The organism is Streptomyces sp. NRRL S-244, from assembly GCF_000717915.1.
In the GTDB taxonomy this organism is placed as follows: Bacteria; Actinomycetota; Actinomycetes; order Streptomycetales; family Streptomycetaceae; genus Streptomyces.
The window spans coordinates 44468-70653 of the sequence record NZ_JOCX01000034.1 but is presented as its reverse complement, the minus strand read 5'-3'; the positions used below and the strand labels follow the sequence as shown (position 1 = coordinate 70653).

The 26186-nt window shown below is 71.4% G+C and carries 24 protein-coding genes and 1 pseudogene; 14 read left to right on the top strand and 11 right to left on the bottom strand.

Annotated features, from left to right (window positions below; translation table 11 throughout):
- Positions 1–180: 180 nt before the first annotated feature.
- A complete protein-coding gene (locus IF02_RS0128875) occupies positions 181–2046 on the top strand; it encodes an AMP-dependent synthetase/ligase (RefSeq protein ID WP_030162054.1) in 1866 nt (621 codons plus the stop codon).
- A 31-nt stretch (positions 2047–2077) separates the two neighbouring features.
- Here IF02_RS0128875 and IF02_RS35760 read toward each other — a convergent pair whose 3' ends face one another.
- From IF02_RS35760 to IF02_RS0128865, 3 genes and pseudogenes are all read right to left on the bottom strand, one after another.
- Positions 2078–2383, bottom strand: a complete 306-nt coding sequence (locus IF02_RS35760; protein WP_234318357.1) for a hypothetical protein — start codon at positions 2381–2383, stop codon at positions 2078–2080.
- A 181-nt stretch (positions 2384–2564) separates the two neighbouring features.
- Positions 2565–2723: pseudogene (locus tag IF02_RS35755) on the bottom strand (MerR family DNA-binding transcriptional regulator); the annotation flags it as partial.
- 52 nt (positions 2724–2775) lie between these two features.
- Positions 2776–3201 carry a GlcG/HbpS family heme-binding protein gene (locus tag IF02_RS0128865; protein WP_030162053.1) on the bottom strand — a complete coding sequence of 142 codons (426 nt, stop codon included), beginning with the start codon at positions 3199–3201 and terminating at the stop codon, positions 2776–2778.
- A gap of 145 nt (positions 3202–3346) precedes the next feature.
- On the opposite strand from IF02_RS0128865, the gene IF02_RS0128860 reads away from it, so the two are divergent.
- Positions 3347–3778 (top strand): MarR family winged helix-turn-helix transcriptional regulator, encoded by a 432-nt coding sequence (locus IF02_RS0128860; protein ID WP_030162052.1) that lies wholly within the window; start codon positions 3347–3349, stop codon positions 3776–3778.
- A 28-nt stretch (positions 3779–3806) separates the two neighbouring features.
- On the opposite strand, the gene IF02_RS0128855 is transcribed toward IF02_RS0128860, so the two are convergent.
- The gene (locus IF02_RS0128855; protein WP_030162050.1) at positions 3807–4958 is read right to left on the bottom strand and encodes a lipase family protein; all 1152 of its coding nucleotides are present in this window, start codon (positions 4956–4958) and stop codon (positions 3807–3809) included.
- Positions 4959–5169: 211 nt separating this feature from the next.
- Here IF02_RS0128855 and IF02_RS0128850 point away from each other — a divergent pair, with 211 nt between their 5' ends.
- Positions 5170–7677, top strand: coding sequence for a DUF6185 family protein (locus IF02_RS0128850; protein WP_030162048.1), 2508 nt, complete (start codon positions 5170–5172; stop codon positions 7675–7677).
- 37 nt (positions 7678–7714) lie between these two features.
- Here IF02_RS0128850 and IF02_RS0128845 read toward each other — a convergent pair whose 3' ends face one another.
- Positions 7715–8725 carry an AraC family transcriptional regulator gene (locus IF02_RS0128845; protein WP_030162046.1) on the bottom strand — a complete coding sequence of 337 codons (1011 nt, stop codon included), beginning with the start codon at positions 8723–8725 and terminating at the stop codon, positions 7715–7717.
- Between the two features lie 151 nt (positions 8726–8876).
- Between IF02_RS0128845 and IF02_RS0128840 the strand changes: the two genes are divergently transcribed.
- Positions 8877–10655, top strand: a complete 1779-nt coding sequence (locus IF02_RS0128840; protein WP_030162044.1) for an AMP-dependent synthetase/ligase — start codon at positions 8877–8879, stop codon at positions 10653–10655.
- Between the two features lie 75 nt (positions 10656–10730).
- Positions 10731–11426 (top strand): alpha/beta fold hydrolase, encoded by a 696-nt coding sequence (locus tag IF02_RS0128835; protein ID WP_030162042.1) that lies wholly within the window; start codon positions 10731–10733, stop codon positions 11424–11426.
- Between the two features lie 35 nt (positions 11427–11461).
- Here IF02_RS0128835 and IF02_RS0128830 read toward each other — a convergent pair whose 3' ends face one another.
- Positions 11462–11935 (bottom strand): carboxymuconolactone decarboxylase family protein, encoded by a 474-nt coding sequence (locus IF02_RS0128830; protein WP_030162040.1) that lies wholly within the window; start codon positions 11933–11935, stop codon positions 11462–11464.
- A gap of 222 nt (positions 11936–12157) precedes the next feature.
- Here IF02_RS0128830 and IF02_RS0128825 point away from each other — a divergent pair, with 222 nt between their 5' ends.
- Complete coding sequence (locus IF02_RS0128825) at positions 12158–13015, top strand: AraC family transcriptional regulator (RefSeq protein WP_030162039.1); 858 nt, start codon at positions 12158–12160, stop codon at positions 13013–13015.
- Positions 13016–13072: 57 nt separating this feature from the next.
- On the opposite strand, the gene IF02_RS0128820 is transcribed toward IF02_RS0128825, so the two are convergent.
- A complete protein-coding gene (locus IF02_RS0128820; RefSeq protein ID WP_030162037.1) occupies positions 13073–13549 on the bottom strand; it encodes an SRPBCC family protein in 477 nt (158 codons plus the stop codon).
- A 272-nt stretch (positions 13550–13821) separates the two neighbouring features.
- On the opposite strand from IF02_RS0128820, the gene IF02_RS34985 reads away from it, so the two are divergent.
- Entirely contained in the window at positions 13822–15510 is a 1689-nt protein-coding gene (locus IF02_RS34985; RefSeq protein WP_199809297.1) for a lytic transglycosylase domain-containing protein, read from the top strand.
- Positions 15511–15696: 186 nt separating this feature from the next.
- On the opposite strand, the gene IF02_RS0128810 is transcribed toward IF02_RS34985, so the two are convergent.
- Entirely contained in the window at positions 15697–15900 is a 204-nt protein-coding gene (locus IF02_RS0128810) for a cold-shock protein (RefSeq protein WP_030162033.1), read from the bottom strand.
- Positions 15901–16138: 238 nt separating this feature from the next.
- Here IF02_RS0128810 and IF02_RS0128805 point away from each other — a divergent pair, with 238 nt between their 5' ends.
- From IF02_RS0128805 to IF02_RS0128790, 4 genes are all read left to right on the top strand, one after another.
- Positions 16139–17002 (top strand): menaquinone biosynthetic enzyme MqnA/MqnD family protein, encoded by an 864-nt coding sequence (locus IF02_RS0128805; RefSeq protein WP_030162030.1) that lies wholly within the window; start codon positions 16139–16141, stop codon positions 17000–17002.
- A 321-nt stretch (positions 17003–17323) separates the two neighbouring features.
- Positions 17324–19108 carry a protein kinase domain-containing protein gene (locus tag IF02_RS0128800; RefSeq protein WP_030162028.1) on the top strand — a complete coding sequence of 595 codons (1785 nt, stop codon included), beginning with the start codon at positions 17324–17326 and terminating at the stop codon, positions 19106–19108.
- A gap of 72 nt (positions 19109–19180) precedes the next feature.
- Positions 19181–20380 (top strand): cyclic dehypoxanthinyl futalosine synthase, encoded by a 1200-nt coding sequence (gene mqnC, locus IF02_RS0128795; RefSeq protein WP_030162026.1) that lies wholly within the window; start codon positions 19181–19183, stop codon positions 20378–20380.
- A gap of 7 nt (positions 20381–20387) precedes the next feature.
- On the top strand, positions 20388–21029 hold the full coding sequence (locus tag IF02_RS0128790; protein WP_030162024.1) for an imidazolonepropionase-like domain-containing protein: 642 nt from the start codon (positions 20388–20390) through the stop codon (positions 21027–21029).
- On the opposite strand, the gene IF02_RS32760 is transcribed toward IF02_RS0128790, so the two are convergent.
- Both IF02_RS32760 and IF02_RS0128780 read right to left on the bottom strand, forming a co-directional pair.
- On the bottom strand, positions 20995–21306 hold the full coding sequence (locus tag IF02_RS32760) for a response regulator transcription factor (protein WP_030162022.1): 312 nt from the start codon (positions 21304–21306) through the stop codon (positions 20995–20997). The two genes, IF02_RS0128790 and IF02_RS32760, sit on opposite strands and share 35 nt — an antisense overlap.
- 50 nt (positions 21307–21356) lie before the next feature.
- Positions 21357–22286, bottom strand: a complete 930-nt coding sequence (locus IF02_RS0128780) for a DUF3152 domain-containing protein (protein ID WP_051696624.1) — start codon at positions 22284–22286, stop codon at positions 21357–21359.
- Between the two features lie 199 nt (positions 22287–22485).
- Between IF02_RS0128780 and IF02_RS0128775 the strand changes: the two genes are divergently transcribed.
- On the top strand, positions 22486–23181 hold the full coding sequence (locus tag IF02_RS0128775; protein WP_030162018.1) for a demethylmenaquinone methyltransferase: 696 nt from the start codon (positions 22486–22488) through the stop codon (positions 23179–23181).
- A gap of 27 nt (positions 23182–23208) precedes the next feature.
- A complete protein-coding gene (locus IF02_RS0128770; protein ID WP_030162016.1) occupies positions 23209–24120 on the top strand; it encodes a glutaminase in 912 nt (303 codons plus the stop codon).
- 108 nt (positions 24121–24228) lie between these two features.
- On the opposite strand, the gene IF02_RS0128765 is transcribed toward IF02_RS0128770, so the two are convergent.
- Positions 24229–24801 carry a GNAT family N-acetyltransferase gene (locus IF02_RS0128765; protein ID WP_078622396.1) on the bottom strand — a complete coding sequence of 191 codons (573 nt, stop codon included), beginning with the start codon at positions 24799–24801 and terminating at the stop codon, positions 24229–24231.
- A gap of 98 nt (positions 24802–24899) precedes the next feature.
- Between IF02_RS0128765 and IF02_RS0128760 the strand changes: the two genes are divergently transcribed.
- A complete protein-coding gene (locus IF02_RS0128760; protein ID WP_030162011.1) occupies positions 24900–26183 on the top strand; it encodes a geranylgeranyl reductase family protein in 1284 nt (427 codons plus the stop codon).
- The last annotated feature ends 3 nt before the right edge of the window (positions 26184–26186 follow it).

Sequence of the window (26186 nt, the reverse complement as noted above, 5' to 3'; positions counted from 1 at the left end):
GGAGGGGTGCGGGGGGTGTGGAGGAGTCGGGTGGGTTCGTCCAAGGGGTGCGCGGGGGGTGGTCAGAGGGGTTACCCGTGCGTAGATTACCGGCGGTAACTCCGGACCGGAGTCGAGCCGAGCGGAGTCGAGCCGAGCCGCGTCGAGCCGAACCGAGCCGAGTCGAACCGAGTCGAGGAGATCGCCGTGGAAGCCGCGCCCCAGCTGGTACCGCCCGTGCTGACCGTCGTCGACGGGGTGGTGCGGGTGGCGGAGGTGCCCGCGCTGGCCGGGGTGCCGGTGAGCGGGTCGCTCGGGGACGTCCCGTACCAGAACGCCCGGGAGGCCCCCGGCGAGGTGGTGCTCGCCCGCAAGGAGCGGGACGGGAGCTGGCGCGACGTCACCGCCGCCGAGTTCGCGGCCGAGGTGACGGCCGTCGCCAAGGGCCTCATCGCCGAGGGGCTGCGCGAGGGGGACCGGCTCGCGATCATGGCCCGGACCACGTACGAGTGGACCCTGCTGGACTTCGCGGCATGGGCCGCCGGGCTGGTCACCGTACCGATCTACCCGACGTCGTCCGCGCTCCAGGCCCGCTGGATCATCCAGGACTCCGGGGCCGTGGCCTGCGCCGTCGAGGACACCGCGCAGGCCCGCATCATCAGCGCCGAGCGGGCCAACCTGCCCTGGCTGGCGCACCTGTGGGAGTTCGACACGGGCGCGGTGGCCCGGCTCGTCAAGGCCGGCGAGGACCTGCCCGACGCCGTCGTGCACGCGCGCCGCTCCGTCCGTACGCCGGACTCCGCGGCCACCCTCATCTACACGTCCGGTACGACGGGACAGCCCAAGGGCTGCGTGATCACGCACGCCAACTTCTTCGCCGAGGCCGACAACGCGGTCGAGCTGCTGCATCCCGTCTTCAAGTCCGCGAGTACGGAGGCGGCCTCGACGCTGCTGTTCCTGCCGCTCTCGCACGTGTTCGGGCGGATGGTGGCCGTGGGGTGCATGCGGGCGCGGGTCAGGCTCGGGCACGCGCCGAGCATCCAGACCGAGGAGCTGCTCGCCGACCTCGCCGGGTTCCGGCCGACGTTCCTGCTGGCCATCCCGTACGTACTGGAGAAGGTCTACAACACCGCGCGCGCGACGGCCGAACGGATGGGGCGGGCCTCGTCGTTCGACCGGGCTGCGCGGATCGCGCAGCGGTACGGGGAGATCGTCGAGGGCCGCACCCCGGGGGTGAGCCTGCGGGCGGCGCGGGCGCTGTACGACCCGCTCGTGTACCGGCGGATCCGGGCGGCACTGGGCGGGCGCGTGCGGTACATCCTGAGCGGCGGCTCGCCGCTGGGGCGCCGCCTCGCGGCGTTCTACACGGGCGCCGGAGTCGAGGTGTTCGAGGGGTACGGGCTCACGGAGACGACCGGGGCGACGACGGTCACCCCGCCGCTGAAACCGAGGCTCGGGACGGTGGGGTGGCCGCTGCCGGGCACCGCCGTACGGATCGCGGACGACGGGGAGGTGCTGCTGCGGGGGCGGCACGTGTTCGCGGGGTACTGGAACTCCGCGAACGCGGTCGTGGGGGGCGGCGGCTGGTTCGCGACGGGGGACATAGGGGAGCTGGACGGCGAGGGCTACCTGACGATCACCGGCCGGAAGAAGGACCTGATCATCACCTCCGGCGGCAAGAACGTGGCCCCGGCCCCGATGGAGGACTGGCTGCGGGCCCACCCGCTGGTCGGCCAGTGCATGGTGGTCGGCGACAACCGGCCGTACGTGGTGGCACTGATCACGCTGGAGCCGGAGGGGCTGGCGCACTGGCGGCAGATGCGGAAGAAGACGACGATGCCGATGCGGGAGCTGGTGCGGGACGAGGAACTGCGGGCGGAACTCCAGCGGGCGGTGGACGAGGCGAACCGCCTGGTCTCGCGGGCGGAGTCGATACGCCGCTTCGCGGTGGTGGCAGGGGATTTCACGGAGGCGGGCGGCCACCTGACGCCGTCCCTGAAACTGAAGCGCGCCGCGATAGCCCGCGACTTCGAACACGAGATAGAGGCCCTGTACCGCCGCACGTGACCGGCGTGACCGGCGTGACCGACGGGTCGGGCTACGGGGTGCCCGGGGCCGGCTCCCCGATCGGCCAGGCGATCTCGAACCGGTTGCCGGGGTCGTCCGGCGTCCCCGTCCAGCGGCGGTAGACCAGCCGGACCGGGCCGGCGAAGGCGAAACCGTGCGCGCTGATCCAGTCGGCGACGGACATCCGCTCCGGCAGCTCGTTGGGCTGCGCGGCGTCCGCCCAGAAGGGGAGACAGGCCTCGACCAGCGTCTCGTTCTCCTCGTCGCACACCCCGTGATAGCGGACGAACGCCGGACCGGTGAAGGTCAGCGGGCCGCGGCCGGCGACGGCGTACATCTCCTTCGGACAGGCTGGTCAACAGGCCGTGGACAAGAGCGCGTTGGACGGCCAGGCGGCCTTCCGCGGCTTTCAGGTGCGTGGCCAGTGCGGGGGCCAGGTCGGCCCCCGCCTCGGCGCGCGCGAGCATGCCGCGTACCTGCTCGATCGGGAAGTCGAGTTGCCGCAGGACCCGGATCAGCCGGGCCGTCCGGACCTGGTCGCGCCGGAAGTAGCGGTAGCCGCTCTCCGGGTCGACACGGGCCGGCGGCAGTACGCCACTGGCGTCGTAATGCCGCAGGGCGGTGACCGTGAGGCCGCTGGCCTGCGCGAACTGCCCGATCGGCAGCAGGTTCGTCATGTCCACGGGGAGACTGTGCTGTCTCGGGTAGCCCGAGAGTCAAGGGCGGCCCCTACGCGGGGATGGCGGTCAGGCCGGCTTCGGCGATCTTGACGTCGTCCGACCAGTGGCCGCCCGAGACGCCGATGCCGCCGACCAGCTGGCCGTCCACGACGATCGGCAGTCCGCCGCCGAAGGTGACCAGCCGGTCGATCCCGGTCCGGGCACCCGGGGCCAGTTGCGCGTCGTTCTCGACGAACTCGTGCCAGTCGGTGGTGCTCAGGCCGAAGGCGGCCGCGGTGTAGGCCTTGTCCTGGGCGATCTGGATGGTCATCAGGCCCGAGCCGTCCATCCGCGCGAACGCGCTGAGGTGGCCGGACTCGTCGACGACGGCGATGGCGAAGCGCAGGTCGGTCTCCCGGGCCGCGGCCAGGGCGGCGTCGACGATGGCGCGCGCGAGGTCGTTGCCGAGGGCCGGACGGGTGCGGACAGCGGTCATGGCGGTATCCCCTTGGTGAGACGTTCGTAAGACGTGCAGGAGTTCGTGTGCTTGTAGCTAACAGCATGCTTATAGGTATCTGCAAGCTGGCTGACTGCTCGGTGATTACTGGCACCCGACCGGCACCCGCTCTTACACTCGCCCCATGCACTACTCCGAGCGGCTGCTGATCCACATCAAGCAGGCCGAACGCATCACGCAGGCCGCCAAGGAGGCCGCGGTGCGCGAGGCCGGGATCACCGCTGCTCAGCAGGCCGCGCTCGCCGTGCTCAGCGACAACCCCGGGATCAACGCCGCCGAGCTCGCGCGCAAGCTCTCGGTGACTCCGCAGACGATGAACAGCCTGCTCGGCCGGCTGGAGACCCGCGGTCTCATCGCGCGGACCCCGCACCCGATCCACGGCACGCTCATCGAGATCCGGATGACCGAGCGCGGCACGGAGGTGTTCGCCGCCGCCGACGCGCTGGTGGCGAAGCTCGACGCCCGGCTGGCCGAGGGCCTCTCCGAGTCCGAGACGGCCGCCGTACGCGAGCTGCTCGCCCGGATCATCCGGAACGCGGAGGCCGCCGGCCGCTAGGCCGCCGGGCCGTGAGGCCTTGAGGTCTTCAGCAGTTGGCGTGCGTCGTACGGCCCGCGAAGCGGTCGGCGAGCCAGTTCCCCGCCGCCAGGGAGTGGGTGATCACGCCGCTGACGTGCTCCCCGACCCAGATGGTCTGCCACTCCACGTCCGCGCCCTTCGCGCACCACTCCGAGCGCAGCTGCCGCCCGACCGCGTACGGGATCAGCTCGTCGCCGAGCGCGTGGTACTGGTACACCGGCGCCGCCGGAGCCGTCCGCCCCAGCCGGCTCTGGTTCAACCGGGCCTGCCAGTCCGGCTGTTCGAGCGGGTTGCGGGTCGTCAGGTCGGAGACCCGCTTGAAGGAGCCGGCGATGGCGTCGATGGCGACGCAGCCGTCCTTCATGCCCGCCACCAGCGCCTTGCCCGCCGGGTTGAGGTACGAGTCGAGCCGCAGCTCCGGGAACGCCGCGTCCTGCCCGGCCGCCGCCATGAAGATGAGCCCCGAGCCGTACGAGCCGTTGTTGAAGTCGGCCACCTTCATCAGGTCCGCCGGAACCCCGCCCGTCGCCGTGCCCTTCACCTTGAGCTCGGGGGCGTACGAACCCTGCAGCTCGGCGGCCCAGCTGCTGGCCTGGCCGCCCTGGGAGTAGCCCATGATGCCGACCGGGGTGTCAGCCGGCAGCCCCGCTTCGGGGAGCCGGGTCGCCGCACGGGCGGCATCGAGCATGGCGCGGCCGGCCGACGGGCCGACGGTGTACGTGTGCACCCCCGGCGTGCCGAGCCCCTCGTAGTCGGTGACGACCACGGCCCAGCCGCGCAGGGTGAGCTGCTGGATGAGGTTGGCCTCCATGGCGGTGCCGTACGGGAGGTTGTTGCTCGGCGCGCAGGAGTCGCCCATGCCGACGGTGCCGACGGCGTACGTGACGAGCGGCCGCGGGCCGGTCCGGCCGTCCTGCGGGACGATCACGGTGCCGGAGACGGTGTTCGGGACACCGTCGGCGGTGGTGGACCGGTAGCGGATCTTCCACGCCTTGGTGCCGGTCGGCTGCCCGGGCAGCGGGTGGAACGCGGACGGCGCGGCATCGACGATGTCGCCGGCCCGCCCGGTCTCGGACGCGGATGCGGTGGCGGGGCTCGCGACCGGCACGGCCAAGGCGGCCATGATCGCGGCCACGGCTGCGGGGGTTCGGAAACGCATGGGCGGCTCTCCCAACAGGTCGTTCCGTGCAGCGGGTAGGTGAGGAGAACGTAGTGACCGACCGGTCGGAACGTCGCTGACCGCGCAGCTCACCTTTCCTGACCCGGATTCGCACACCCGCCCGCCGCGACTCGCCCGTCGAGGTGAACCTGAGCCCGCTCCGCCGCGCTGCCTGGAGCCGCGCGGACCCGCCGGGGAAGATCCTGGAGCGGTGATCCATCTCAGGCGTCACGTGCTGCTCCTGTTGCCCGTGCTGTTGTTGGCCCTGTGCGCGGTGTCGACGTCTGGCGCTGCCCGAGCCGCGGACTCCCGGCGGGCGGACTTTTGCAATCCGGACCGGCTCGCCGGGGCGACGGTCTCCACCACGTCGGAGTTCGTTCACCGCGGCCGCGCCGCCAGCATGATCACGAGCAGAGCGGACATCACCGTCCCTGTCGATTGGGAACAGGCCCCCCACCTCTCTCTGGATGCGCATTCACTTCTTTACCGTGACGCACTGCGCTGCCTGCTGGGAAAGGGGTGGCAGTGGGGGGAGGAGACATATACATATGACTATGAATGGCGACTCAAGCCGCTCTCGGTAACACCGGGTGAAAATGGAGTCTCCATCCACTACGAGGCCGTCGCGTGGGTTCAGAATCTCGGTGTGTATGAGGTGGGCCTCTGGACGCTGGAGGCGAGGAAGGACCAGTGGGTGATCCAGCTGAGGATCCCCCCGAATCTCGCCAAGGCGACGTGGGAGAACGTGGCCGTGCGATTGGGTGGGCCGGCTGCTTTGACGGCTGTGCCGCCGACGGCAGTCGGTAAAGGGCGCGCCGAGGTGAGCTGGTACAGGAAGAAGTCGAACGAGGCCCCTCAAGTTGCGTTCCAAGCACCCGCAGCACAGCAGTGGACTGCGATTTCCCAATCGCCCGGAGAGGGTTGGTGGGTATTGGGCATCGGCGGTGCATCGGGCGCGTTCGGGATTTTCGCGGGATGCGTTCTGGCCTTCATCGCCGGCCGGCGGCTCCGGAGAGGTCTGGGGCGAAACCCTCTCCCGGTAGAGGAAAATGCGCTCCGGGGACTGTGCTCATGGGCGCTGATCCTGGCTCTCTTCAGCCTGGTTGCCTATTTTGGCGATGACTTCTATGGTTTCCTGCAATCTAGATTCTCCTGGAAGGGGGATTATGCGCCGGTAGTATCCCTGTTTTCGGTAGCATTTTTTGGCATTGTTCTGTGTTTCTTCGGAAAGGTGCGCAGGTCACTTCTCATCGCCGTGTGTGGGCTCGTCGCCTGCACCGCCGCGCTCTACGTGTGCGCCGAGGTAGCTGAATACCCACTGCTTCCCACCAGTGATCTTCTGATCTCGGGCCCTGGTCTGGAGCTGGCAGTGCTGTTCAATTTACTGCCGATCTTCCTGTGTTTCCTGGGCCTCGTCGCCAGTGGGCAGCGCCTCCTGCTCCTCGGTGACAGGGGTCTGTCGCAGTGGGTGATGGCCTGTGTTGCAGCCGGGCTTTCGGCAATGACACTCCTCTGGGCGTTCCTTTCCTTCGATCGCAGCTGGGAACGCAGGACCTGGCTCAACGACTCCGTGCCACATTCCCCTGGCTCGCCGTGGAACGATAAATATGATCAGTGGTGGTGGTGGTTCGCCAGCGACGCAATGCCGGCGCTGGCGGACATCATGTTCTTCCTGACCCCGCTGGCCCTGGTCGGAGCCCTGCGTGTCTGCCGAGCGGAACAGCGCGAAGGTGACTCTTTCACGCCCAATGAGTCGGAAAAATTGGTCCTTGTGATCTTCTTTGCCGTCGTTGTCGTCCCCAACTTTGCATTTTATTTCGGGTTCTCCGGCTACATCACGACGCTGGTTCTGGGCGTTGCCGCGGCGTGGGCCCTGCTGGCCCTGGGGCGATCAATTTCCGTCCTGGAACAGCCCATTGCGGAAAATGCCCCGCTGGGCAAGGTCATTTCACGGACCGACCGATCGGAGTGGCTGCGCCTGGCGCACCACTACCGGGAACTCCAGTCTCGTCTGCACCACCCCAGCGCGGGATCCCCGTCCGGACAGTCCGCGTCGCAGGAATCAATCGAACGTGAAATCGATCAGCTGGACCAGTGCCTGCCGGAAGGGGTCAGGCCCATCGACCTGCCGTTCGCCATCGGACCCATGGACACGTGGTGGGGCAATGCCCGTAGGTGCGCGCTCATCGCCTGCTTCGTCGGCCTCCCCGCCACCGGGCTGATGTACTGGATGGACATGGTCCGGGGTGACTCCTGGGCCCTGTTGGCGGAAGACGCCACAGGGTTTCTGCGGGCCGTGGTCGAGATCCTCTACTGGCAGGTGACCTGGGTGGGCGGAGGGTTCTTCCTGGGCGCGCTGTGGCGTGACCTTCCCGGTCGGAACGGGCCGATGAAGGCCTTCTACGTTGCCATCGCCTTCGCCGTACCGGTCGGAGTCCACCAGATCATCGCCCAAATCACGGGCGATGCCATGGAGGGCACGGTCGCCGCCATGGCCGCCTTCGCCTCCGTGACGACCTGCACCGGCCTCGTCATGGATCTCCAGACGTTCCAGGGTGAACGGCGCTACTGGCCGTCCAACGCCAGCCTGCTGGTCTACGTCTACCGGATGCGCCTCGGGTCGGTGGCGTTCTGCCTGGCGCAAATCGGGGTGCTGGTCACGATCTGGCAGTCGTTCACCAAAGGTGGGGCGCCGCCGACGCCTCCGTCCCCCCGGTAGCACTGCTTCAGAACCCGATAAGCGGGACGGGCTCGCCTCAGCCGCCCGACGCGATGCGGTATGCGCCCGGGGTCGTGCCCGTCCAGCGGCGGAACGCGCGGTGGAAGGCCGTGTCTTCCGAGAAGCCGAGGCGGGCCGCCAGGTCCGCTATCGGCTCGGCGCTCTCCGCCAGCCCCGCGATCGCCGCGTCCCGCCTGACGTGGTCCTTCAGCTGCTGGAACGACGTGCCCTCCTGCTGGAGCCGGCGCCGCAGCGTCGCCGGGGACACCGCCAGCCGCGCCGCCACCTCCGCCAGCGCCGGCAGCCGCGGCGAGGTCCGCAGCTGCCGTGCCAGGGCGCGGCGGACCTGCTCCGCGACCGTCGTCCCGTACTCCGGCCGCGACAGCAGGTCGAAGGGGGCCCGCCGCAGCATCGCGTCCAGTGCCGCCTCGTCCCGTACGAGCGGTGCGGCCAGCCACTGCGCGTCGAAGCCGGCCCCCGTACGGTCCGCCCCGAAGCGGACCGGGCAGTCGAACAGGATCTCGTACTCCGCCTCGTGCGGCGGCGGAGGGTACGCGAACGCCGCGTACGCGAGCGGGATGCGCCGCCCGATCAGCCAGCTGCTCAGCCGGTGCCAGATGGCGAGCACGCACTCGGTCAGGAACCGCTCCTCGTCCCGGGTGAAGTCGTTGCGCACCGTGAAGCGCGCCTCGGCGCCGGTCACTTCCAGCGCGAGCTCCGGGCCGCCCGGGAACAGGCCGTAGAAGGTCGCGGCACGCTCCACCGCCGCGCCCAGGTCCCGGCAGCCCAGCGAGGCGCAGCACATCATCGCGAACGTCCCCGGGCGGCTCGGCACCGCCGACAGGCCGAGGAACTCGTCCTGCGTGGTCCGGTACAGCGCCCGGAACAGCCGGGCGAACTGCGCCGGCGTGATCCGCGCCCGGTCGTCGCCGAGCAGCAGAGGCGGGATCTGCGCCTCCTGGAGCAGTGGCACGGTGTCGATGCCGCCGCGCGCCGCCCCCGCGAGCACGGCACGCACATGGTGCACGGTGATCGTCCGCCTCCCCATGGGTCCGACGGTAGCCCGGATGAGCGCTGCGGTCAGGGGGCGTGACGCTTCCGGTCATGTCGCGTGGAGGGGTTGGCTGCCTAGCGTCGGTCGGACGCACGTCGGACGTACGCCGTACGCGCGGCGTACGCACCCCAGGGAGGCGAACGCGATGGACGCTGTGCGACCGGAGACGCTGGCGGTGTTCACGGAGTGGACGGGGGAGCGGTACGGCGCCGAGAGCGCCCTGCGCCACCGGGACCCGGACGGGGGCTGGGCCACCGTCACGTACGCCGAACTGCGCGACCGCGTACGGCGGACCGGGCGGGCGCTGATCGCGCTGGGGGTCGGGCCCGGCGAGCGGGTGGCGGTCCTGGCCGAGACCCGGCCGGCGTGGACGTACACCCACTTCGGGATCCTGGCGGCGGGCGCCGTCCTCGTACCGGTCTACCCGACGGCGGGGGAGGAGGAGCTGGCCTGGGTCCTCTCGGACGCGGAGGCGGTGGTCGTCGTCTGCGACGACGCGGCGCAGGCGGACCGGGTGGAGGCGCTGCGGGCGAAGCTGCCGGCGCTGCGCGCGGTCGTACGGATGGACGCGCTGCCGGAGCTGGAACAGGCTCCGGAAGCCGAACTCCTGCACAGGGCCCGGGGGGTCGGACCCGGCCACGACGCGTCGATCGTCTACACCTCGGGCACGACCGGCCTCCCGAAGGGCTGCCGCCTCACGCACGGCAACCTGGGCGCCGTCCAGGACGCGACGCAGCCGCTGATCCAGGGCGGACCGGGCGACTCCACGTACCTCTACCTCCCCCTCGCGCACCTGCTCGCGCAGCTCATCCAGTTCACGACCCTCCTGGCGGGCGGGGAGCTGTGCTACTTCGGCGGCCGGATCGAGGACGTGCTGTCCGAGCTGGCCGAGGCGCGGCCCACCCATCTCCCGTCCGTACCGCGCCTGTTCGAGAAGGTGCATTCCGTGGTGCTGTCCCTGGCGCAGGCGCAGGAGGGCGGCGCCGAGCGCTTCCGGGAGGCGGTGCGCCTCGGGGTGCTGGAGGCGGAGGGCCGCCTGCCCGAGGCCGACCGGCCGGCCTACGAGGAGGCGGAGAAGAACCTGTACTCCCTGGTCAGGGGCGCCTTCGGGGGCCGGCTGGGCTGGGCGGTGACCGGGGGAGCGCCGATCGCCCCCGCGACCTTGGACTTCCTGCGGGCCTGCGGGATCCCGGTGTACGAGGGGTACGGAATGACCGAGTCCGCCGGGCTCATCTCCTTCAACCACCCCGGGGCCGTGCGCCACGGCACGGTGGGCCGGCCGATCGCGGGCTGCGAGGTCCGCATCGCGGCGGACGGCGAGGTGCTGGCCCGGGGCCCGATGATCTTCCCGGGCTACCACGCGAACCGGGCCGCGACGGCGGAGGCACTGGACGCGCAGGACTGGCTGCACACCGGGGACCTGGGGGAACTGGACGCCGACGGGTTCCTGTCGATCACGGGCCGCAAGAAGGAGCTGATCATCACCTCGGCGGGCAAGAACATCACCCCGACGGAGGTCGAGTTCGCCGTACAGCGCTCCCCGTACATATCGCGGGCGGTCCTGATCGGCGACCGCCGGCCCCACCCGGTCGCGCTGATCACCCTGGACGCGGAGGAGATCACGGCGTGGGCGCGGCGGGAGGGCCTCGCCGCCCTCGCCCCGGACCAGGGCCTCGACCCGGCCGCCCCGGACCAGGGCCTCGACCCGGCCGCCGCGGCCGCCCACCCCGCGGTCCGCGCCCTCGTCGAGGAGGCGGTCACGGCGGCCAACGCCACGGTCTCCCGCCCGGCCCGCATCCGCGCCTTCCACATCCTCCCCGAGGAGTTCACCGTCGAGGCCGGCACCCTGACCCCGACCCTGAAGCTGCGCCGCAAGGCGGTGGCGGAACGCTACGCGGCACAGATCGACGCGCTCTACGGGTAGGGGCGTAGGCGGTCCAAGGGTGCGGGGCGGCCGGCTCGGACGAGCCTTGTCAGTGGGGCCCGCTACCGTGCCGCCATGGCTGACTTCGTACTGGTGGCAGGCGCTTGGCTGGGCTCGTGGGCGTGGGAGGAGGTGGCCGCGCCGCTGCGCGCGGCGGGGCACGGCGTCCACCCGCTGACGCTGTCCGGCCTGGCCGAACGGCAGGGCGTACCGGCCGGACAGCAGACGCACGTACGGGACATCGTGGCCGAGGTCGAGCGCCTCGACCTCCGTGACGTGGTCCTGGTCGGCCACAGCTACTCGGGCATCCCGGTCGGCCAGGCGGCCGAGCGGATCGGCGACCGGCTCAAGCGCGTGGTGTTCGTGGACGCCGCCGTCCCGGTGGACGGCGGCTCGTTCGTCTCGGGCTGGCCGGACGGCCGGGCGATGATCGAGGCGGCGATCGCCGCCGGCGGCGGCTTCTGGCCGCCGCCGGTGGCGGACGACTGCGCGGGCCAGGGCCTGGACGAGGAACAGATCACCCGCTTCCTCACGGGCGCGACCCCCCACCCGGGCGCCACCCTGACGGAACCGGCGGAGCTGAAGGCCCCGCTCTCCGAGCTCCCGGCGCTCTACGTGAAGTGCCTGCTGGACGGCGAGGACCCGGGACCGGAGGTGTCCGCGCTCCTGAAGAGCGAGCGCTGGACCCTGGTCCGGATGGACACGGGCCACTGGCCGATGTTCTCGCAGCCGGCGGAACTGGCGCAGGTCCTGGCGGGGGCGGTGGGGTAGGGGACCTCCTTCGGCGGCGGCGGCCGGCGGCCGGGTCAGCCGAACTGCCCCGGCTGATAGCCGCCGGCCGGCTGCTGGACGATCACGTTCATCCGGTTGTAGGTGTTGATCAGGGCGATGAGGGAGACCAGGGCCGCCATCTGGTCCTCGTCGTAGTGCTTGGAGGCGTCCGCCCAGGCCTCGTCCGTGACACCGCCGGCCGCGTCGGCGATGCGCGTGCCCTGCTCCGTCAGCTCCAGGGCCGCCCGCTCGGCGTCGGTGAACACCGTGGCCTCGCGCCAGGCCGCGACCATGTTGAGCCGCACCCCGTCCTCCCCGGCGTGCACGGCGTCCTTGTAGTGCATGTCGGTGCAGAAGCCGCAGCCGTTGATCTGGCTGGCCCGCAGCTTCACCAGCTCCTGCGTCGCGTGGGGCAGGGCCGAGTCCGAGATGACCTTGCCCGCCGAGTTGATGTACCGCGAGAACTTGGCGGCGAGGGCGTTGCCGAAGAAGTCGAGTCGAGCGTCCATGAGGATCTCCTTGCCGTGTGGGCGTGTGGACCGTACACAGCTCTGACGGAACAGCCCCGGCAGATGTGACAGCTCGCCGACACGACCGCACGACACGCCCGTCTCACCCGGTCGGCGGCGGGCACGGCGACGGGGTCCCCGACTTGATCGGGCACAGGATGTCGGGTCCGGCATGGTGGGCGCTGCCTAGCGTGGTGATCGTAAAGAGGAAGGACACCGGGCATGCTGGAGCGGCTGAACCAAGCCATGGAGCACATCGAGCGCCATCTCGACCAGACGATCGAAGCGCATGAGCTGGCACGCATAGCGGCCACCTCGGAGTATCACCTGCGCCGGATGTTCTCCGCGCTGTCGGGCATGCCGCTGTCGGAGTACATCCGGCGCCGTCGGCTCACCCTCGCGGGGGCCGAAGTGCTCGCGGGGCGTGAGACGTTGCTGGACATCGCCGTGCGCTACGGCTACGGGTCGGGTGAGGCGTTCGCGCGGGCGTTCCGTGCCATGCACGGCATCGGACCGGGCGAGGCCCGGCGTACCGGCGCCGCGCTCAGCTCCCAGTCCCGGATGGCCTTCCGTCTCACCATCGAAGGGAGCAGCAGCATGCGCTACCGCATCGTGGACAAGCCGGCCTTCACCGTCGCCGGGCCCAAGGCCCGGGTACCCCTGGTGCATGCGGGGCCGAACCAGGCGATCGCGGACTTCGTCCGCGCGATCGACCCGCAGACACTGGAGCGCCTGGAGAAGCTCTCGGACCAGGAGCCCCGCGGCATCGTCGCGGTCTGCGACGACCTGGACCCCAGCCGGGCCGAAGCCACCGAACTCGACTACTACCACGGCGTGATCACGTCCGCCGCCCCGGAGAGCGCCCTGGCCGTCCCGGCCGGCACCTGGGCGGTCTTCACCGCCTCCGGGCCGATGCCGCAGGCCGTCCAGGAGCTGTGGCGGGACGTGTTCACCGAATGGTTCCCGTCGAACCCGTACCGCAGCCGCTCCGGCCCCGAGATCCTCCGCGTCCGGATGTCGCCGGACAGGACCGGGGCCGAGGCCGAACTCTGGCTCCCCGTGGAGCCCGAGCACAGCTGACCCTGCCCGGTCGGCACGAGAGGGGGCCGGGCGGGCGGGCCTCCCGGGTCCCGCCCCTCACTCATCCCCTGTCAGCGCCTCGTCCTGCTGCACCAGGACCTGTTGCCAGGCCGACTCGTGCCGGTCCCGGGCGGCCTCGTCGTGGAACCCCGCGTGCGTCAGCCGCACATGGGTGCCGATCGGGTGCGGGAGGAGCTCCACGGTGACCACCGTCTCGGCGCCCTCCGTGCCGCCCCGGCCCGTCACCCAGGTCAGCTCCACCAGGCGGTTCGGGACCAGGCGCAGGAAGCGCCCGTAGTGGGGGTGCCTGGTCGGCGGGGCCCCCGGCTCCGGCGTGAACTCCGTCTCGAAGAAGAACGGCGCGTTCACCTCGGCCCGCATCAGGACCGAGCCCGGCGCGGCGAACCAGCGGTCGAACTCCTCGGTCCACCCCGCGTACAAGGTGTGCTCGGTGGCGATCATCGACCGCTCTACGGTCAGCTGGTGGGGGCGGTCCGACAGGTCGGGGACGCGGACCGGCTCGGTGGTGGTCATGGCACCCCACCGTAGGTCCGGCCGGGGCCGTCTCCGGTGCGCGGCGCGTCGGGACTTCCGGTTCAGTCAAACGGTAGGATTTTGGGGCCTTTCCCTCATGGGCCAACGTCCTGTGAGCGAACGGCCGTGAGGACCCGGTGAAGCCGAGACGAATGGTGTGTCACATCTCCCGGGGCGCCGGTGAGTCGTGTCCGAATACCTGATAGACAGTGGATATCCACGGCTCGACCCGCCGTATACCTTGTCGGCCGCCTTGGGGGGATCGCCGAACTGTGAAGCCGCTTCACCGTCACCTCGTCAACACCTCGCGCAAGGTCCTGTGCACGGCCGCGCTCGCGGCCAGCCTGACGACCGCCGCAGTGGTGACCAACACGTCCACCGCCGACGCGGGCGAGTCCGAGCCCACCCCGGACAGCCCCCAGGCCACCGACCGCGGCGATGCCCGCCTCGACCTGCCCGACCCGCTCGCCGACCCGGCCGTACCGCCCACCGCGGGTGCGGGCGCCGGCGAGGGGGCCAGCGGCATACCCGCGACCGCCCTCGACGCGTACAAGCGCGCCGAGATCTCCGTGGCCGCCGCGCTGCCCGGCTGCAAGCTGCCCTGGCAACTGCTCGCCGGCATCGGCCGCGTCGAGTCCGTCCACGCCTCGGGCTACGGACTCAAGAACGACGGCTACACCGAGAAGCCGATCCGCGGCCCGCGCCTCGACGGCAACGGTTTCGCCGAGGTCAAGGACACCGACAAGGGCGAGTTCGACGGGGACGCCGTCTACGACCGGGCCGTCGGCCCGATGCAGTTCATCCCGTCCACCTGGGCCACCTGGGGCGCCGACGGCAACGGCGACTCCAAGCGCGACCCGAACAACATCTACGACGCGGCGCTGGGCGCGGGCCTGTACCTGTGCGCGGGCGACCGGAACCTCTCGGACCAGGCGCAGCTCGACCGGGCGATCCTCAGCTACAACAACTCGCGCGAGTACGTGAACACCGTGGTCGGGTACATGCAGCAGTACCAGAACGGTGCCACCGGGGTGCCGAACCCGCCCGCGGGGAACTTCCCGGTGCCGCCCACGACGACGCTGCCCACGCCGAAGCCGGCCCCGACCCCGACTCCCACCCCGAAGCCCAAGCCCACGCCCACCCCGACTCCGACCCCGACGCCCACGCCGTCGAAGCCGGAGGAGCCGCAGAAGCCCACGCCGACGCCGAGCCTGGCCAAGCTGGAGCTGCTCGGCAGCGCGGGGATCAAGGCCGAGGCCGGGTCCGCGTTCACGGCGGTCCCGCGGATCAAGGCGGTGCTCAGCGACGGCAAGCCGGCCGCCGCGAAGCCCATCCTGTTCGAGCTCAAGGACGACACCACGGGCTCCTTCATCGGTACCGAGGGCAAGACCTTCCTCGTGGTCGAGACCGACTCCGAGGGCATCGCGGCCCTGCCCGGCCTGAAGGCCGGGGCCAAGGCGGGCGGTTTCACCCTGCGGGTGGCGGCGTACAACACCGAGGCGCAGCTGACGGTGAACTTCACCGGCACGGTGACGGCGAAGCCGGCCCCGGTCGCGGACAAGCTGGCCCGGACCGACGCCGGTGCGGACAAGCCGCTCGAGGTCGAGGCGGGCAAGAGCCTCAAGGGCCTGGAGGTCACGGCCACGGCGCAGGGCAAGGCCGCGGAGGGTACGCAGGTCACGGCCGGACTGGTCGAGAAGAACGCAGACGGCGCGTGGGTCCCGGTGGACCCGGCGAAGTCCAAGGGCCCGTGGTTCAAGGACAAGGACGGCGCCAAGGTGACGAGCCTGCTCCTGGCCCCGACCGGCGCCGACGGCAAGATCGCGCTGCCGGAGCTGTTCACGACGGACGTGGCCCCGGGCACGTACCACCTGCGCCTGATCACGAAGGACAACGTGGTCCTGGTCCTGGACCTGAAGATCACGGCGGCCCCGACGCCGACGGCGCCGCCGGCGTCGTAAGCCCGGCGCAAACGCCGGACCGCCCCGGTCACCGTGTCGACGGTGGCCGGGGCGGTCCGCGTGGAGGACAGGGCCGGTCCGGTGAGCCCTCGAACAAAGGCAGGAGCCCCGCCGCCTCCGCTCGCACGGAGGAGGCAGGGCTCCTTGGGTACTGCTATCCAACCGCGATTAGGTTGGCCCAGGCGACTAGGCCGGGGTGACGTTCTCCGCCTGCGGGCCCTTCGGACCCTGGGTGACGTCGAAGTTCACCATCTGGTTCTCCTCGAGGGAGCGGAAGCCAGAGGCGTTGATCGCGGAGTAGTGGACGAAGACATCCGGGCCGCCGCCGTCCTGGGCGATGAAGCCGAAGCCCTTTTCAGCGTTGAACCACTTCACGGTTCCGGTAGCCATGAGCCCTCCTATGGGCCAAAGGGTCGCCCTGCTCCAGAACCTGCTAAGAAGTCTGAAAACTACAAAAGCCTGCGGGTCACATTCTCCGCAGGCCTCGTACTGCAAGGGAAACCAAACTGCAACTTGCGGACGAGCCTAGCACGCACCCTGTGGCGGAGACCAGAGGGAAAGATCACGTCACCCGGACGTTTGAGGCCCGCCCGAAGGCTGACGCAGACGCGGGGGCTAGTCTCGCGATGTGGACGTCTATCGCAGCCGGCCCCGCGTCGGCCACATTCAGTTCCTGAACTGCCTTCCGCTCTACTGGGGACTGGCCAGAACCGGCACGCTGCTGGACCTGGAGCTGACCAAGGACACCCCCGAGAAGCTCAGCGAGCGCCTCGTCCAGGGGGAGCTCGACATGGGTCCGATCACCCTCGTGGAGTTCCTCCGCAACGCCGATCAGCTCGTCGCGTTCCCCGATCTCGCGGTCGGCTGCGACGGCCCGGTCATGTCCTGCGTGATCGTCTCGCAGGTGCCGCTGGAGCAGCTGGACGGGGCGCGGGTCGCCCTCGGTTCGACCTCCCGTACGTCCGTACGCCTCGCCCAGCTGCTGCTTTCCGAGCGGTACGGGGTCGAGCCGGACTACTACACCTGCCCGCCCGACCTGGGCCTGATGATGCAGGAGGCGGACGCGGCGGTGCTGATCGGGGACGCCGCGCTGCGCGCCTCGCTGCACGACGCGCCCCGGCTCGGCCTCGACGTGCACGACCTGGGGCTGATGTGGAAGGAGTGGACGGGACTGCCGTTCGTCTTCGCCGTCTGGGCCGCCCGCAAGGACTACCTCGCCCGCGAGCCGGTCGTCGTGCGCAAGGTGCACGAGGCCTTCCTCGACTCGCGCGACCTCTCCCTGGAGGAGGTCGCCAAGGTCGCCGAGCAGGCGGCCCGCTGGGAGGCCTTCGACGCCGATCTGCTGGAGCGGTACTTCACGACGCTCGACTTCCGCTTCGGGCCCGAACAGTTGGCCGGTGTAAGGGAATTCGCGCGTCGTACGGGATCGAGTACGGGCTATGCCGCCGATGTCGAGGTGGAGCTGCTGAACGGGAACGGCGCGCACTGCTGATCGCCTCCGCTGATCGGTTTACCGGGCGGTAGCCGGGGTTCCGGTCACGGGGTATGCACGGGGTATACGCCATTTCCCGGGAATTCCCCCTATTTTCGCTTTCCGGACCACCGAACAGGAATGCGGAGAACCCGATTCGCGGTCCCCGCGCACGTGCGGGGCCGCCCCGGCCGGGATCGGCTTCGTCCCGATCGACGCGTACGTCCTGCGCGCGCGAACCCGTCGTACCCCCGGCGCGCCACCGTGATCAGCCCCTAAGGTTCTGCTGGCACGACGCCAACAGGCACGACGCCAACAGGGACCACGGGGGAGGGGGACGCGATGCAGCCGCTCGAAGCCGGCGAACCGCGGACCATCGGCGCGTACCGGCTGCTCGGCCGGCTCGGCTCGGGTGGCATGGGGCGGGTCTACCTCGGCCGCAGCGCCGGCGGCCGGACGGTCGCCGTCAAGATCGTGCACCCCCACTTCGCCTCCGACGAGGAGTTCCGCGCCCGCTTCCGCCGCGAGGTCGAGGCCGCGCGCCGGGTCGGCGGCGAGTGGACCGCGCCCGTGCTCGACGCCGACCCGGACGCGGCGGTGCCGTGGGTGGCGACCGGGTACGTGGCGGGCCCCTCGCTCGGCGGTGCGGTGGCCGCGCACGGGCCCCTTCCGGAGGCCTCCGTACGGGCCGTCGGCGAAGGCCTGGCCCGGGCGCTGGTGGCCGTGCACGGGCTGGGCCTCGTCCACCGGGACGTGAAGCCGTCGAACGTGATGCTGACCCTCGACGGACCCCGGCTCATCGACTTCGGGATCGCCCGGGCCACCGACGGGACGGCCTCGCTGACCTCCACCGGCGTCTCCATCGGCTCCCCCGGCTACATGTCCCCCGAACAGATCCTCGGCAAGGGGATCACCGGGGCCGCCGACGTGTTCTCGCTCGGCGCCGTGCTGGCCTTCGCGGCGACCGGGCGGCCGCCGTTCACCGGGGACAACTCGGCGACCCTCCTCTACAAGGTGGTCCACGAGCCGCCGGAGCTCGACGCCGTCCCGGCCGGCGGGCTGCGCGAGCTGATCGCGGCCTGCCTGGCCAAGGCGGCCGCCGACCGGCCCGCCCCGCCGGAGATCGCGCAGGCGCTCTCCGGCGCCCTGCGCGCCCCCGGCTGGCTTCCCGCGCCCGTGGTGGAGGAGGCCAGCCGCGCCGCCATGGCCCTGCTGGACCTGGAGGCCGCGCCGGTGGGCCCCTCCGAGGGTTCCGCGGCGCCCGTCACCGAATCCCCGTCGGGGCCGGTGCCGTTCACCGCCTCCTCGTACGGGGGACCCGCGGTCGGTTTCGGAGCGCCGGACCCCTCGTACGGGAGCGCCGCCATGTCCGGCGCCGGCGGGGCGGGTCCCTCGTACGGGCCCTACGGGCCGCCGCCGACGGATGCTCCGCACAGCCCCACCGAGACCGCCGGGGGCGGGGTGCCGCAGCCGCGGACCTCCCCCGACCCGGCGCGCCAGGTCACCTTCAGCGCGGCCGGGCGGCGGTTCAGCTGCTCGCTGGTCCTCGCGGCAGCGGCCGCCTTGGCCGTGCTCTCCGGCGGCGGGCTGTACGGGCTGGGGCTGCTCCCGGGCACCGGCGGCGACGCCGGCCAGCACGCGTCGGGCGACTCCGCCGCCACGCCCCCGTCGACGGCGGCATCCGGCAGCCCGGCCCCGAAGGACTCGGCCGGCCCCTCGGCCTCCCCCTCCGCCAAGCCCTCGACGGGGGCTCCGACCGGCACCCGGGGCGACGTCCCCAAGGAGCTGACGGGCACCTGGAAGGGGACGGTCACCACCGCCCGCGCCGGGGTCTCCAGCGAGTTCGAGATCACCATCAAGGCCGGCAAGGTCGGCGAGGTCGTCGCCCGGGACAAGTCGATCGTCCCGATCTTCGGCACCGACTGCAGCGGCGACTGGAAGCTGGCCTCCGCCACCGACCGCTCCCTCGTCCTGGACACGGCGGGCGGCCCCAACCCGGCTCCCGGAGTCTGCTCCAACGGGTCCGCCGACGAGCGCTTCACCCTCAACGCCAACGGGACGCTCCACTACAAGTCGGGCGACGGCCCGGCCGGAAACCCCGAAGGCGACCTGACCCGCATCCCCTGAAACCCGCCGACGGGCCCTGGCGTACGCTGGATCGGTCCGTACCTCTTGACACCGCCGAAAGGTGACGCACCGGTGACCGACCAGGCCGCTCTCCAGTCTGTCCTCGACCGCGCCGCCGCAGGGGGCCGGATCACCAAGGAAGAGGCGCTCGACCTCTACCGGCACGCCCCGCTGCACGCGCTCGGCCAGGCGGCCGACGCGGTGCGCCGCCGCCGCTACGCCGGCACCGAGCACATCGCGACGTACATCATCGAGCGCAACATCAACTACACGAACGTGTGCGTCACGGCGTGCAAGTTCTGCGCCTTCTACGCAGCCCCGAAGGACACCAAGAAGGGCTGGTCCCGCGACCTCGACGACATCCTGCGCCGCTGCGCGGAGACCGTGGAGCTCGGCGGAACGCAGATCATGTTCCAGGGCGGACACCACCCGGACTACGGCGTGGAGTACTACGAGGAGCACTTCTCCGCCATCAAGAAGGCGTTCCCGCAGCTGGTCATCCACTCCCTCGGTGCCTCCGAGGTCGACCACATGGCCCGTATCTCGGGCGTCTCGGCCGAGGAGGCCATCCGCCGCATCCACGCGGCCGGCCTCGACTCCTTCGCGGGCGCCGGCGCCGAACTCCTGCCGGAGCGGCCGCGCAAGGCGATCGCCCCGCTGAAGGAGTCCGGCGAGCGCTGGCTGGAGATCATGGAGATCGCCCACAAGCTGGGAGTGGAGTCCACCTCCACCATGCTGATGGGCACCGGCGAGACCAACGCCGAGCGCATCGAGCACATCGCGATGATCCGGGACACGCAGGACCGCACCGGCGGCTTCCGCGCCTTCATCCCGTACACGTACCAGCCCGAGAACAACCACCTCAAGGGCCGGACCCAGGCGACGGTCTTCGAGTACCTGCGCATGATCGCCATCGCGCGGCTCTTCCTCGACAACATCGCCCACATCCAGGGCTCCTGGCTCACCGTCGGCAAGGAGGCGGGCCAGCTCTCGCTGCACTACGGCGCGGACGACCTCGGCTCGATCATGCTCGAGGAGAACGTCGTCTCCTCGGCGGGTGCGAAGCACCGCTCGAACCGCCAGGAGATCATCGACCTGATCCGCAAGGCGGGCCGCGTCCCGGCGCAGCGCGCGACCACGTACGAGCACCTCCTCGTGCACGACGACCCGGCGAACGACCCGGTCGACGACCGCGTGGTCTCGCACATCTCGTCCACGGCGATCGAGGGCGGTACGGCGCACCCCGAGCTGAAGCTCATCTCCACGAACTGACGCGGCCGTGCTGACGCTTCACACCGCCGACGTCCTGCTGTCCGGGCCCGGCCGCGTGCCGCTGCCCGCCGGGGCGGTCCTGGTCGAGGGCGACCGGATCGCCCGGGTGGGCCCGTACGAGGAGCTCGCCGCGGCCTGGCCGCACGCGCGGGTCCGGCGCTGGCCCGGGGTGCTGACGCCGGGGCTGCTGGTGCGCGGCGCGGACGCGCTGCTGGAGCGGACGTACTACCCGGACGACCCGTACGAGACCGCCGAGCTCGGGCCCGACCCGATCAGCGAGGCCGAGGCGCTCGACGCCCTCAAATTGACCGAGGCCCGCTGGGGCAACAGCGCCCGGCGGGCCACGCAGAAGCTGCTGGCCCGCGGGGTGGTGGCGGTGGCCGGGAGGCTCACGGTCCCGGCGGTACGGACGGCGGTGGTCCGCTCGGGGCTGACGCTCCTGCCCGCGGCCGCGGCCGGGGAACCCTCGCTGGACCCGTTCGCCGGGCGGGAGTCGGCCGAGGAGGCCTTCCACGGGGCGCTCGACGCGGGCGCCCCGGCCCGCTTCGCGGTGTTCGCCGTGGCCGGTCCGGCGGAGCTGCTCGCGCAGGGCGCGACCACCTGCGTGGCCACGGTCATCGGGGGACGGCTGCTCCACCGCCGCCGCTGACCGGCCTGGGTCTCGCGGATTCCCGGGCCAGGGCGGCCAGGAGGCAGGCCTGGAGGCGGCTGATGCCGCCGAGCTTCGCTCTTATGTTGTGCACGTGGAACTTGACCGTGCTGACGGAGAGTTGGAGCTCGCTCGCCAGCTCCGCGTTGGACGCGCCGGTCGCCAGGCACAGGAACACGGCCGACTCCTGCTCGGTGAGCTGGACTTCGTCCCGCCGGGCCTTCTCCCTCGTACGGGGTGGGAACCACACAGGGACGCTGAAGTTCACGACGCGCACGGTTTCCGCTCCTCGTCCCTGGCCGGCGGCCGGCGGCCGCGCTCTCTGCCCTATGGGACGGGTGGTCCTGACAGGTAGGTTCCATTTCCGTCGAACGGCCAGGCATTGGCCTTGCAGCCGAGCAGCCCCTTGATCTGCTGCATCATCGCCGGAGCGGGCTTTCCGGGGCCCGGGCAGGTCTCGTGGTCGCGGCCCAGCTCGTGGCCCACCTCGTGGTTGACGATCAGCGCCCGGTACTCCTCCACAGCCCCCTTGAACTGCGGAGATCCCTCCAGCCAGCGCTTGAGGTTCACGACGACCGTGTGCCCGGCCCGGCAGTTCGTCTCGCCGACGAGCTCGGGGGTGACCACCTCGCACAGCCGGTCGGTGGTCGTGGGTGTGGCGATCTTCACGGTGAAGTCCACCGGCTGGCCGGCCCCGACGAGCTGGAAGCCGTACGCCGGGTCCTTGATCCAGCCGCGGGGGTCCCCGAGGATCTTCTCCACGGACTGCGCGGCGGCGTTCGCGTCGACCCCGCTTCCCTCCTCGACCTCGATCCGCCACTTGCGGGCGGGCCCCTTGCCCTGCGGCTGACCCGAGTGGGAGGAGGCCGCGAAGGTGCCCGGGCCGGACTGGGGGGTCTTGCCGGCGGTCGCGCCGCCGCCGGCACCGCCGCTCGGCTTCGAGGCGTCGGCGGAGGGCTTCCCGGGCTCGGCGGACCCGGCCGAGGCCGAGGGGGACGCGGGCGCGGCGGCGGGATCCTGGCCGGGCGTACCGGAGGTACCGGGCCCGGGCGTACCGGACGGGGACGCGGCCACGGAGTCGGAGACGGAGGAGGCGTCGTCCAGCGGCACGACCGCGTACGCGGTCGCCGCGACGGCGACCACCGCGGCCGTTCCGAGGAGCGTGCGGTGGAGCCGCTTGCGCCGCTCGGCCCGCCGCTGGGCGCGGGGGCCGAGGCGGGACCGTTGACCGTGACCGGTGGGTTTGCCTGCCGGCATCGTGGAGCCCTTTGTTCGTGAATATCGTGTTTCGGTAGGCCTGGTTCAGGCCATACCCGCCAGTCAACGCGGACGCGCGGGCTCCGCGTAACTGTCCATCGGGCCAGTTGTGCCCCCGGCGGCGGGGCCCGGGGCCGCCTGCGAGAATGGCCCGGTATCCGCCCACCCGTACCGCACCGCACCTGAGGGGCCAACGCCAGTGACCCGCGCTTCCCTGGACAAGCAGCCGCACGAAGTCGCCTCCATGTTCGACGGTGTGGCGGCGAACTACGATCTCACCAACGACGTCCTCTCCCTCGGGCAGGCCCGCCTGTGGCGCAAGGAGGTCGCCAAGGCGGTCGGTGCGCGCCCCGGGCACAAGGTGCTGGACCTGGCCGCCGGAACCGCGACCTCCTCGCTGCCGTTCGCCGCGACGGGCGCGTACGTCGTCCCCTGCGACTTCTCGCTCGGGATGCTCCGCGAGGGCAAGAAGCGGCACTCCTGGCTGCCGCTGACCGCGGGCGACGCGACGAAGCTGCCGTTCAAGGACGACGTCTTCGACACGGTGACGATCTCCTTCGGGCTGCGCAACGTGCAGGACACGGACGCGGCGCTGCGGGAGCTGTACCGGGTGACCAAGCCGGGCGGGCAGGTCGTGATCTGCGAGTTCTCGCAGCCCACCTGGGCCCCCTTCCGGACCGTGTACATGGAGTACCTGATGCGCGCCCTGCCGCCGGTGGCCCGCGCGGTCTCCTCCAACCCCGACGCGTACGTGTACCTCGCCGAGTCGATCCGCGAGTGGCCGGACCAGCCGGCGCTGGCCGCGCTGCTCCAGAAGGCCGGCTGGTCGAAGGTGGCGTGGCGGAACCTGAGCGGCGGCATCGTGGCGCTGCACCGCGGCGTCAAGACGGCGTAGCGGGCAACGGGCAGCGGGCAGGGCGCAGTGGACTACCAGGCCCTCCTGGGGCAGATAGCGGCGGACGTCGCCCCCCTGGTGGGCAGCGGCACGCCGGCCGAGTACATCCCGGCGCTCGCGTCCGTGGATCCGGGGCAGTTCGGGATGGCCGTCGCCGATCTGGACGGGAACGTCTTCGGGGTGGGGGACTGGCAGGTTCCGTTCTCGGCCCAGTCGATCACCAAGGTCTTCGCGCTGGCCCTGGCGCTGGCCGAGGGCGGCGACAGCCTGTGGGAGCGGGTCGGGCGGGAGCCGTCGGGCAACCCGTTCAACTCCCTGGTGCAGCTGGAGTACGAGAACGGCGTTCCGCGCAATCCGTTCATCAACGCGGGTGCGCTGGTGGTCACGGACCGGCTGCAGACGCTGACGGGCGACGCGAGCAGCGAGCTGCTGAAGTTCCTCCAGGAGGAGAGCGGGAACCCGGAGCTCGGCTTCGACGCGGAGGTGGCGGCCTCGGAGCACGAGCACGGCGACCGCAACGCCGCGCTGGCGCACTTCATGGCCTCGTACGGGAACATCGACAACCCCGTGCCGGCGCTGCTGGACCACTACTTCTGGCAGTGCTCGATCGAGATGACCTGTGCCGATCTGGCGCGGGCGGCGCTGTTCCTGGCCCGGCACGGGCTGCGGGCCGACGGCTCGCGGCTGCTGACGCGCAGCGAGGCCAAGCAGGTCAACGCGGTGATGCTGACCTGTGGGACGTACGACGCGGCAGGCGAGTTCGCGTACCGCGTCGGCCTCCCCGGCAAGAGCGGCGTGGGCGGCGGGATCGTGGCGGTGGTCCCGGGCGTGTGCACGCTGGCCGTCTGGTCCCCGGGCCTGGACCTCCACGGCAACTCCGTTGCGGGCGTGGCCGCCCTGGACCGCTTCACGACGCTGACCGGCCTGTCCGTTTTTTGACGCGCCGCTCGCTCGGCTCGGCCCTTGCGGGCCTCACCGGCTTCGCGACGCTGCGGCGGACTCCGTCCGCCGGCCCCCGGTGGAGCCGTTGCCCGTGCCCGCCGGGGGCTACTCGGGAGCCAGCGCGAGTTCGTAGCGGCGGCCGTAGCGGACGCCGTTGGGGAGGAGGAAGCGGTCCGCCAGGGTCATGCCCAGGCGTTCCGCCACCGCGATCGAGCGGCGGTTCTCGTCGTTGATCATCGCCACCACGTGCCCGATCCCGGCCGCGCGCACCCGCTCCAGCGTGGCCAGGGCCGCCGCGTACGCATAGCCCTTGCCCCACGCGGAGCGGCCCAGGCGCCAGCCGATCTCGATCTCGCCGACGGGGCCCCACGCCTTCTCCTGCGGCCACGGCTGCGCGCCGGTGAAGCCGATCACCGCGCCCTGCGCGTCCAGCAGCGTCCACAGGCAGAAGCCGAGCTGTGCGTCGTGCAGCCGCTGCCGCGCCGTGAACTCCTCGTACAGGGACAGCTCGGCGGGGCCGCCGAGGAACTCCATGACGTCGGGGTCGTCGAAGACCTCGTGCCAGGCCCGGGCGTCCTCGTCGGTCGGCACGCGCAGCAGGACGGTGGGGAGCGAGCCGGGCGATCCGGGTGAGCCGGGCGACGCGGGCGAGGTGGGCGACGTGGGCGAAGCGGTCATCGGGGCAGCCCTTCGGGTTCGTGATCTCTCTCGCTGCATAGACTGCACATGTCCCGTGCCGTTGGGCACCCCTTATCGAGCCTTCGGGAGACCCCGCAGTGACCGAGCCCCTCTCCGAACACTCCGCGGATGTGATCGTCGTCGGGGCCGGGCCCGCCGGCTCGACCACCGCCTACTACCTCGCCAAGGCCGGACTCGACGTCCTGCTGCTGGAGAAGACGGCGTTCCCGCGCGAGAAGGTCTGCGGCGACGGTCTGACCCCGCGCGCCACCAAGCAGCTGGTGGCGATGGGCATCGACGTCTCCGAAGAGGCCGGCTGGCTCCGCAACAAGGGCCTGCGGATCATCGGCGGCGGCCAGCGGCTCCAGCTGGACTGGCCGGAACTCGCCTCCTTCCCGGACTACGGACTCGTCCGCAAGCGCGACGACTTCGACGAGACCCTGGCCCGCCAGGCCCAGAAGGCCGGCGCCCGCCTGTACGAGCGCTGCAACGTCGGCGAGCCCGTCCGCGACCCCCGCACCGGCCACATCACCGGCGTGCAGGCGAAGCTGGGCGAGGAGAAGACCCCGGTCACCTTCAGCGCCCCGCTCGTGGTCGCCGCCGACGGCAACTCCTCGCGCCTGTCCCTCGCGATGGGCCTGCACCGGCGCGAGGACCGCCCGATGGGCGTCGCCGTCCGTACGTACTTCACCTCGCCCCGGCACGACGACGACTACCTGGAGTCCTGGCTGGAGCTGTGGGACCGCCGCGGTGCGCAGGACCGGCTGCTGCCCGGCTACGGCTGGATCTTCGGCATGGGCGACGGCACGTCCAACGTCGGCCTCGGCATCCTCAACTCCTCCTCCGCCTTCCGGGAGCTGGACTGGCGCGAGGTCCTCAAGGCCTGGTGCGCGTCCATGCCGGAGGACTGGGGCTACACCCCCGAGAACATGACGCAGCCGATCCGCGGCGCGGCCCTGCCGATGGCCTTCAACCGGCAGCCGCACTACACCAAGGGCCTGCTGCTGGTCGGCGACGCGGGCGGGCTCGTCAACCCGTTCAACGGCGAGGGCATCGCATATGCGATGGAATCCGGTCAGATCGCTGCCGACGTCATCGTGCAGGCGCACGCCCGGGCCACCCCGGCCCAGCGCGAGCTGGCGCTGCACAGCTACCCGAAGGTGCTCAAGGAGACCTACGGCGGCTACTACTCGCTGGGCCGCGCCTTCGTGAAGCTGATCGGCAACCCGAAGGTCATGAAGGTCGCCGCGCAGCGCGGCCTGACGCACCCGGTGCTGATGCGGTTCACGCTGAAGATGCTGGCCAACCTGACCGACCCGGCGGGCGGCGACGCGATGGACCGCATCATCAACGGCCTCTCGAAGGTGGCCCCCAAGGCCTGAGGC

Excerpts from the sequence above, each read along its gene's own strand:
- IF02_RS35760 (WP_234318357.1), bottom strand. The coding sequence starts at position 2,383 with ATGTACGCCGTCGCCGGCCGCGGCCCGCTGACCTTCACCGGTCCGGCG.
- IF02_RS0128865 (WP_030162053.1), bottom strand. The coding sequence starts at position 3,201 with ATGACCGCTGTCCGCACCCGTCCGGCCCTCGGCAACGACCTCGCGCGC.
- IF02_RS0128860 (WP_030162052.1), top strand. The coding sequence starts at position 3,347 with ATGCACTACTCCGAGCGGCTGCTGATCCACATCAAGCAGGCCGAACGC.
- IF02_RS0128855 (WP_030162050.1), bottom strand. The coding sequence starts at position 4,958 with ATGCGTTTCCGAACCCCCGCAGCCGTGGCCGCGATCATGGCCGCCTTG.
- IF02_RS0128845 (WP_030162046.1), bottom strand. The coding sequence starts at position 8,725 with ATGGGGAGGCGGACGATCACCGTGCACCATGTGCGTGCCGTGCTCGCG.
- IF02_RS0128840 (WP_030162044.1), top strand. The coding sequence starts at position 8,877 with ATGGACGCTGTGCGACCGGAGACGCTGGCGGTGTTCACGGAGTGGACG.
- IF02_RS0128835 (WP_030162042.1), top strand. The coding sequence starts at position 10,731 with ATGGCTGACTTCGTACTGGTGGCAGGCGCTTGGCTGGGCTCGTGGGCG.
- IF02_RS0128830 (WP_030162040.1), bottom strand. The coding sequence starts at position 11,935 with ATGGACGCTCGACTCGACTTCTTCGGCAACGCCCTCGCCGCCAAGTTC.
- IF02_RS0128825 (WP_030162039.1), top strand. The coding sequence starts at position 12,158 with ATGCTGGAGCGGCTGAACCAAGCCATGGAGCACATCGAGCGCCATCTC.
- IF02_RS0128820 (WP_030162037.1), bottom strand. The coding sequence starts at position 13,549 with ATGACCACCACCGAGCCGGTCCGCGTCCCCGACCTGTCGGACCGCCCC.
- IF02_RS0128810 (WP_030162033.1), bottom strand. The coding sequence starts at position 15,900 with ATGGCTACCGGAACCGTGAAGTGGTTCAACGCTGAAAAGGGCTTCGGC.
- IF02_RS0128800 (WP_030162028.1), top strand. The coding sequence starts at position 17,324 with ATGCAGCCGCTCGAAGCCGGCGAACCGCGGACCATCGGCGCGTACCGG.
- IF02_RS0128780 (WP_051696624.1), bottom strand. The coding sequence starts at position 22,286 with ATGCCGGCAGGCAAACCCACCGGTCACGGTCAACGGTCCCGCCTCGGC.
- IF02_RS0128765 (WP_078622396.1), bottom strand. The coding sequence starts at position 24,801 with ATGACCGCTTCGCCCACGTCGCCCACCTCGCCCGCGTCGCCCGGCTCA.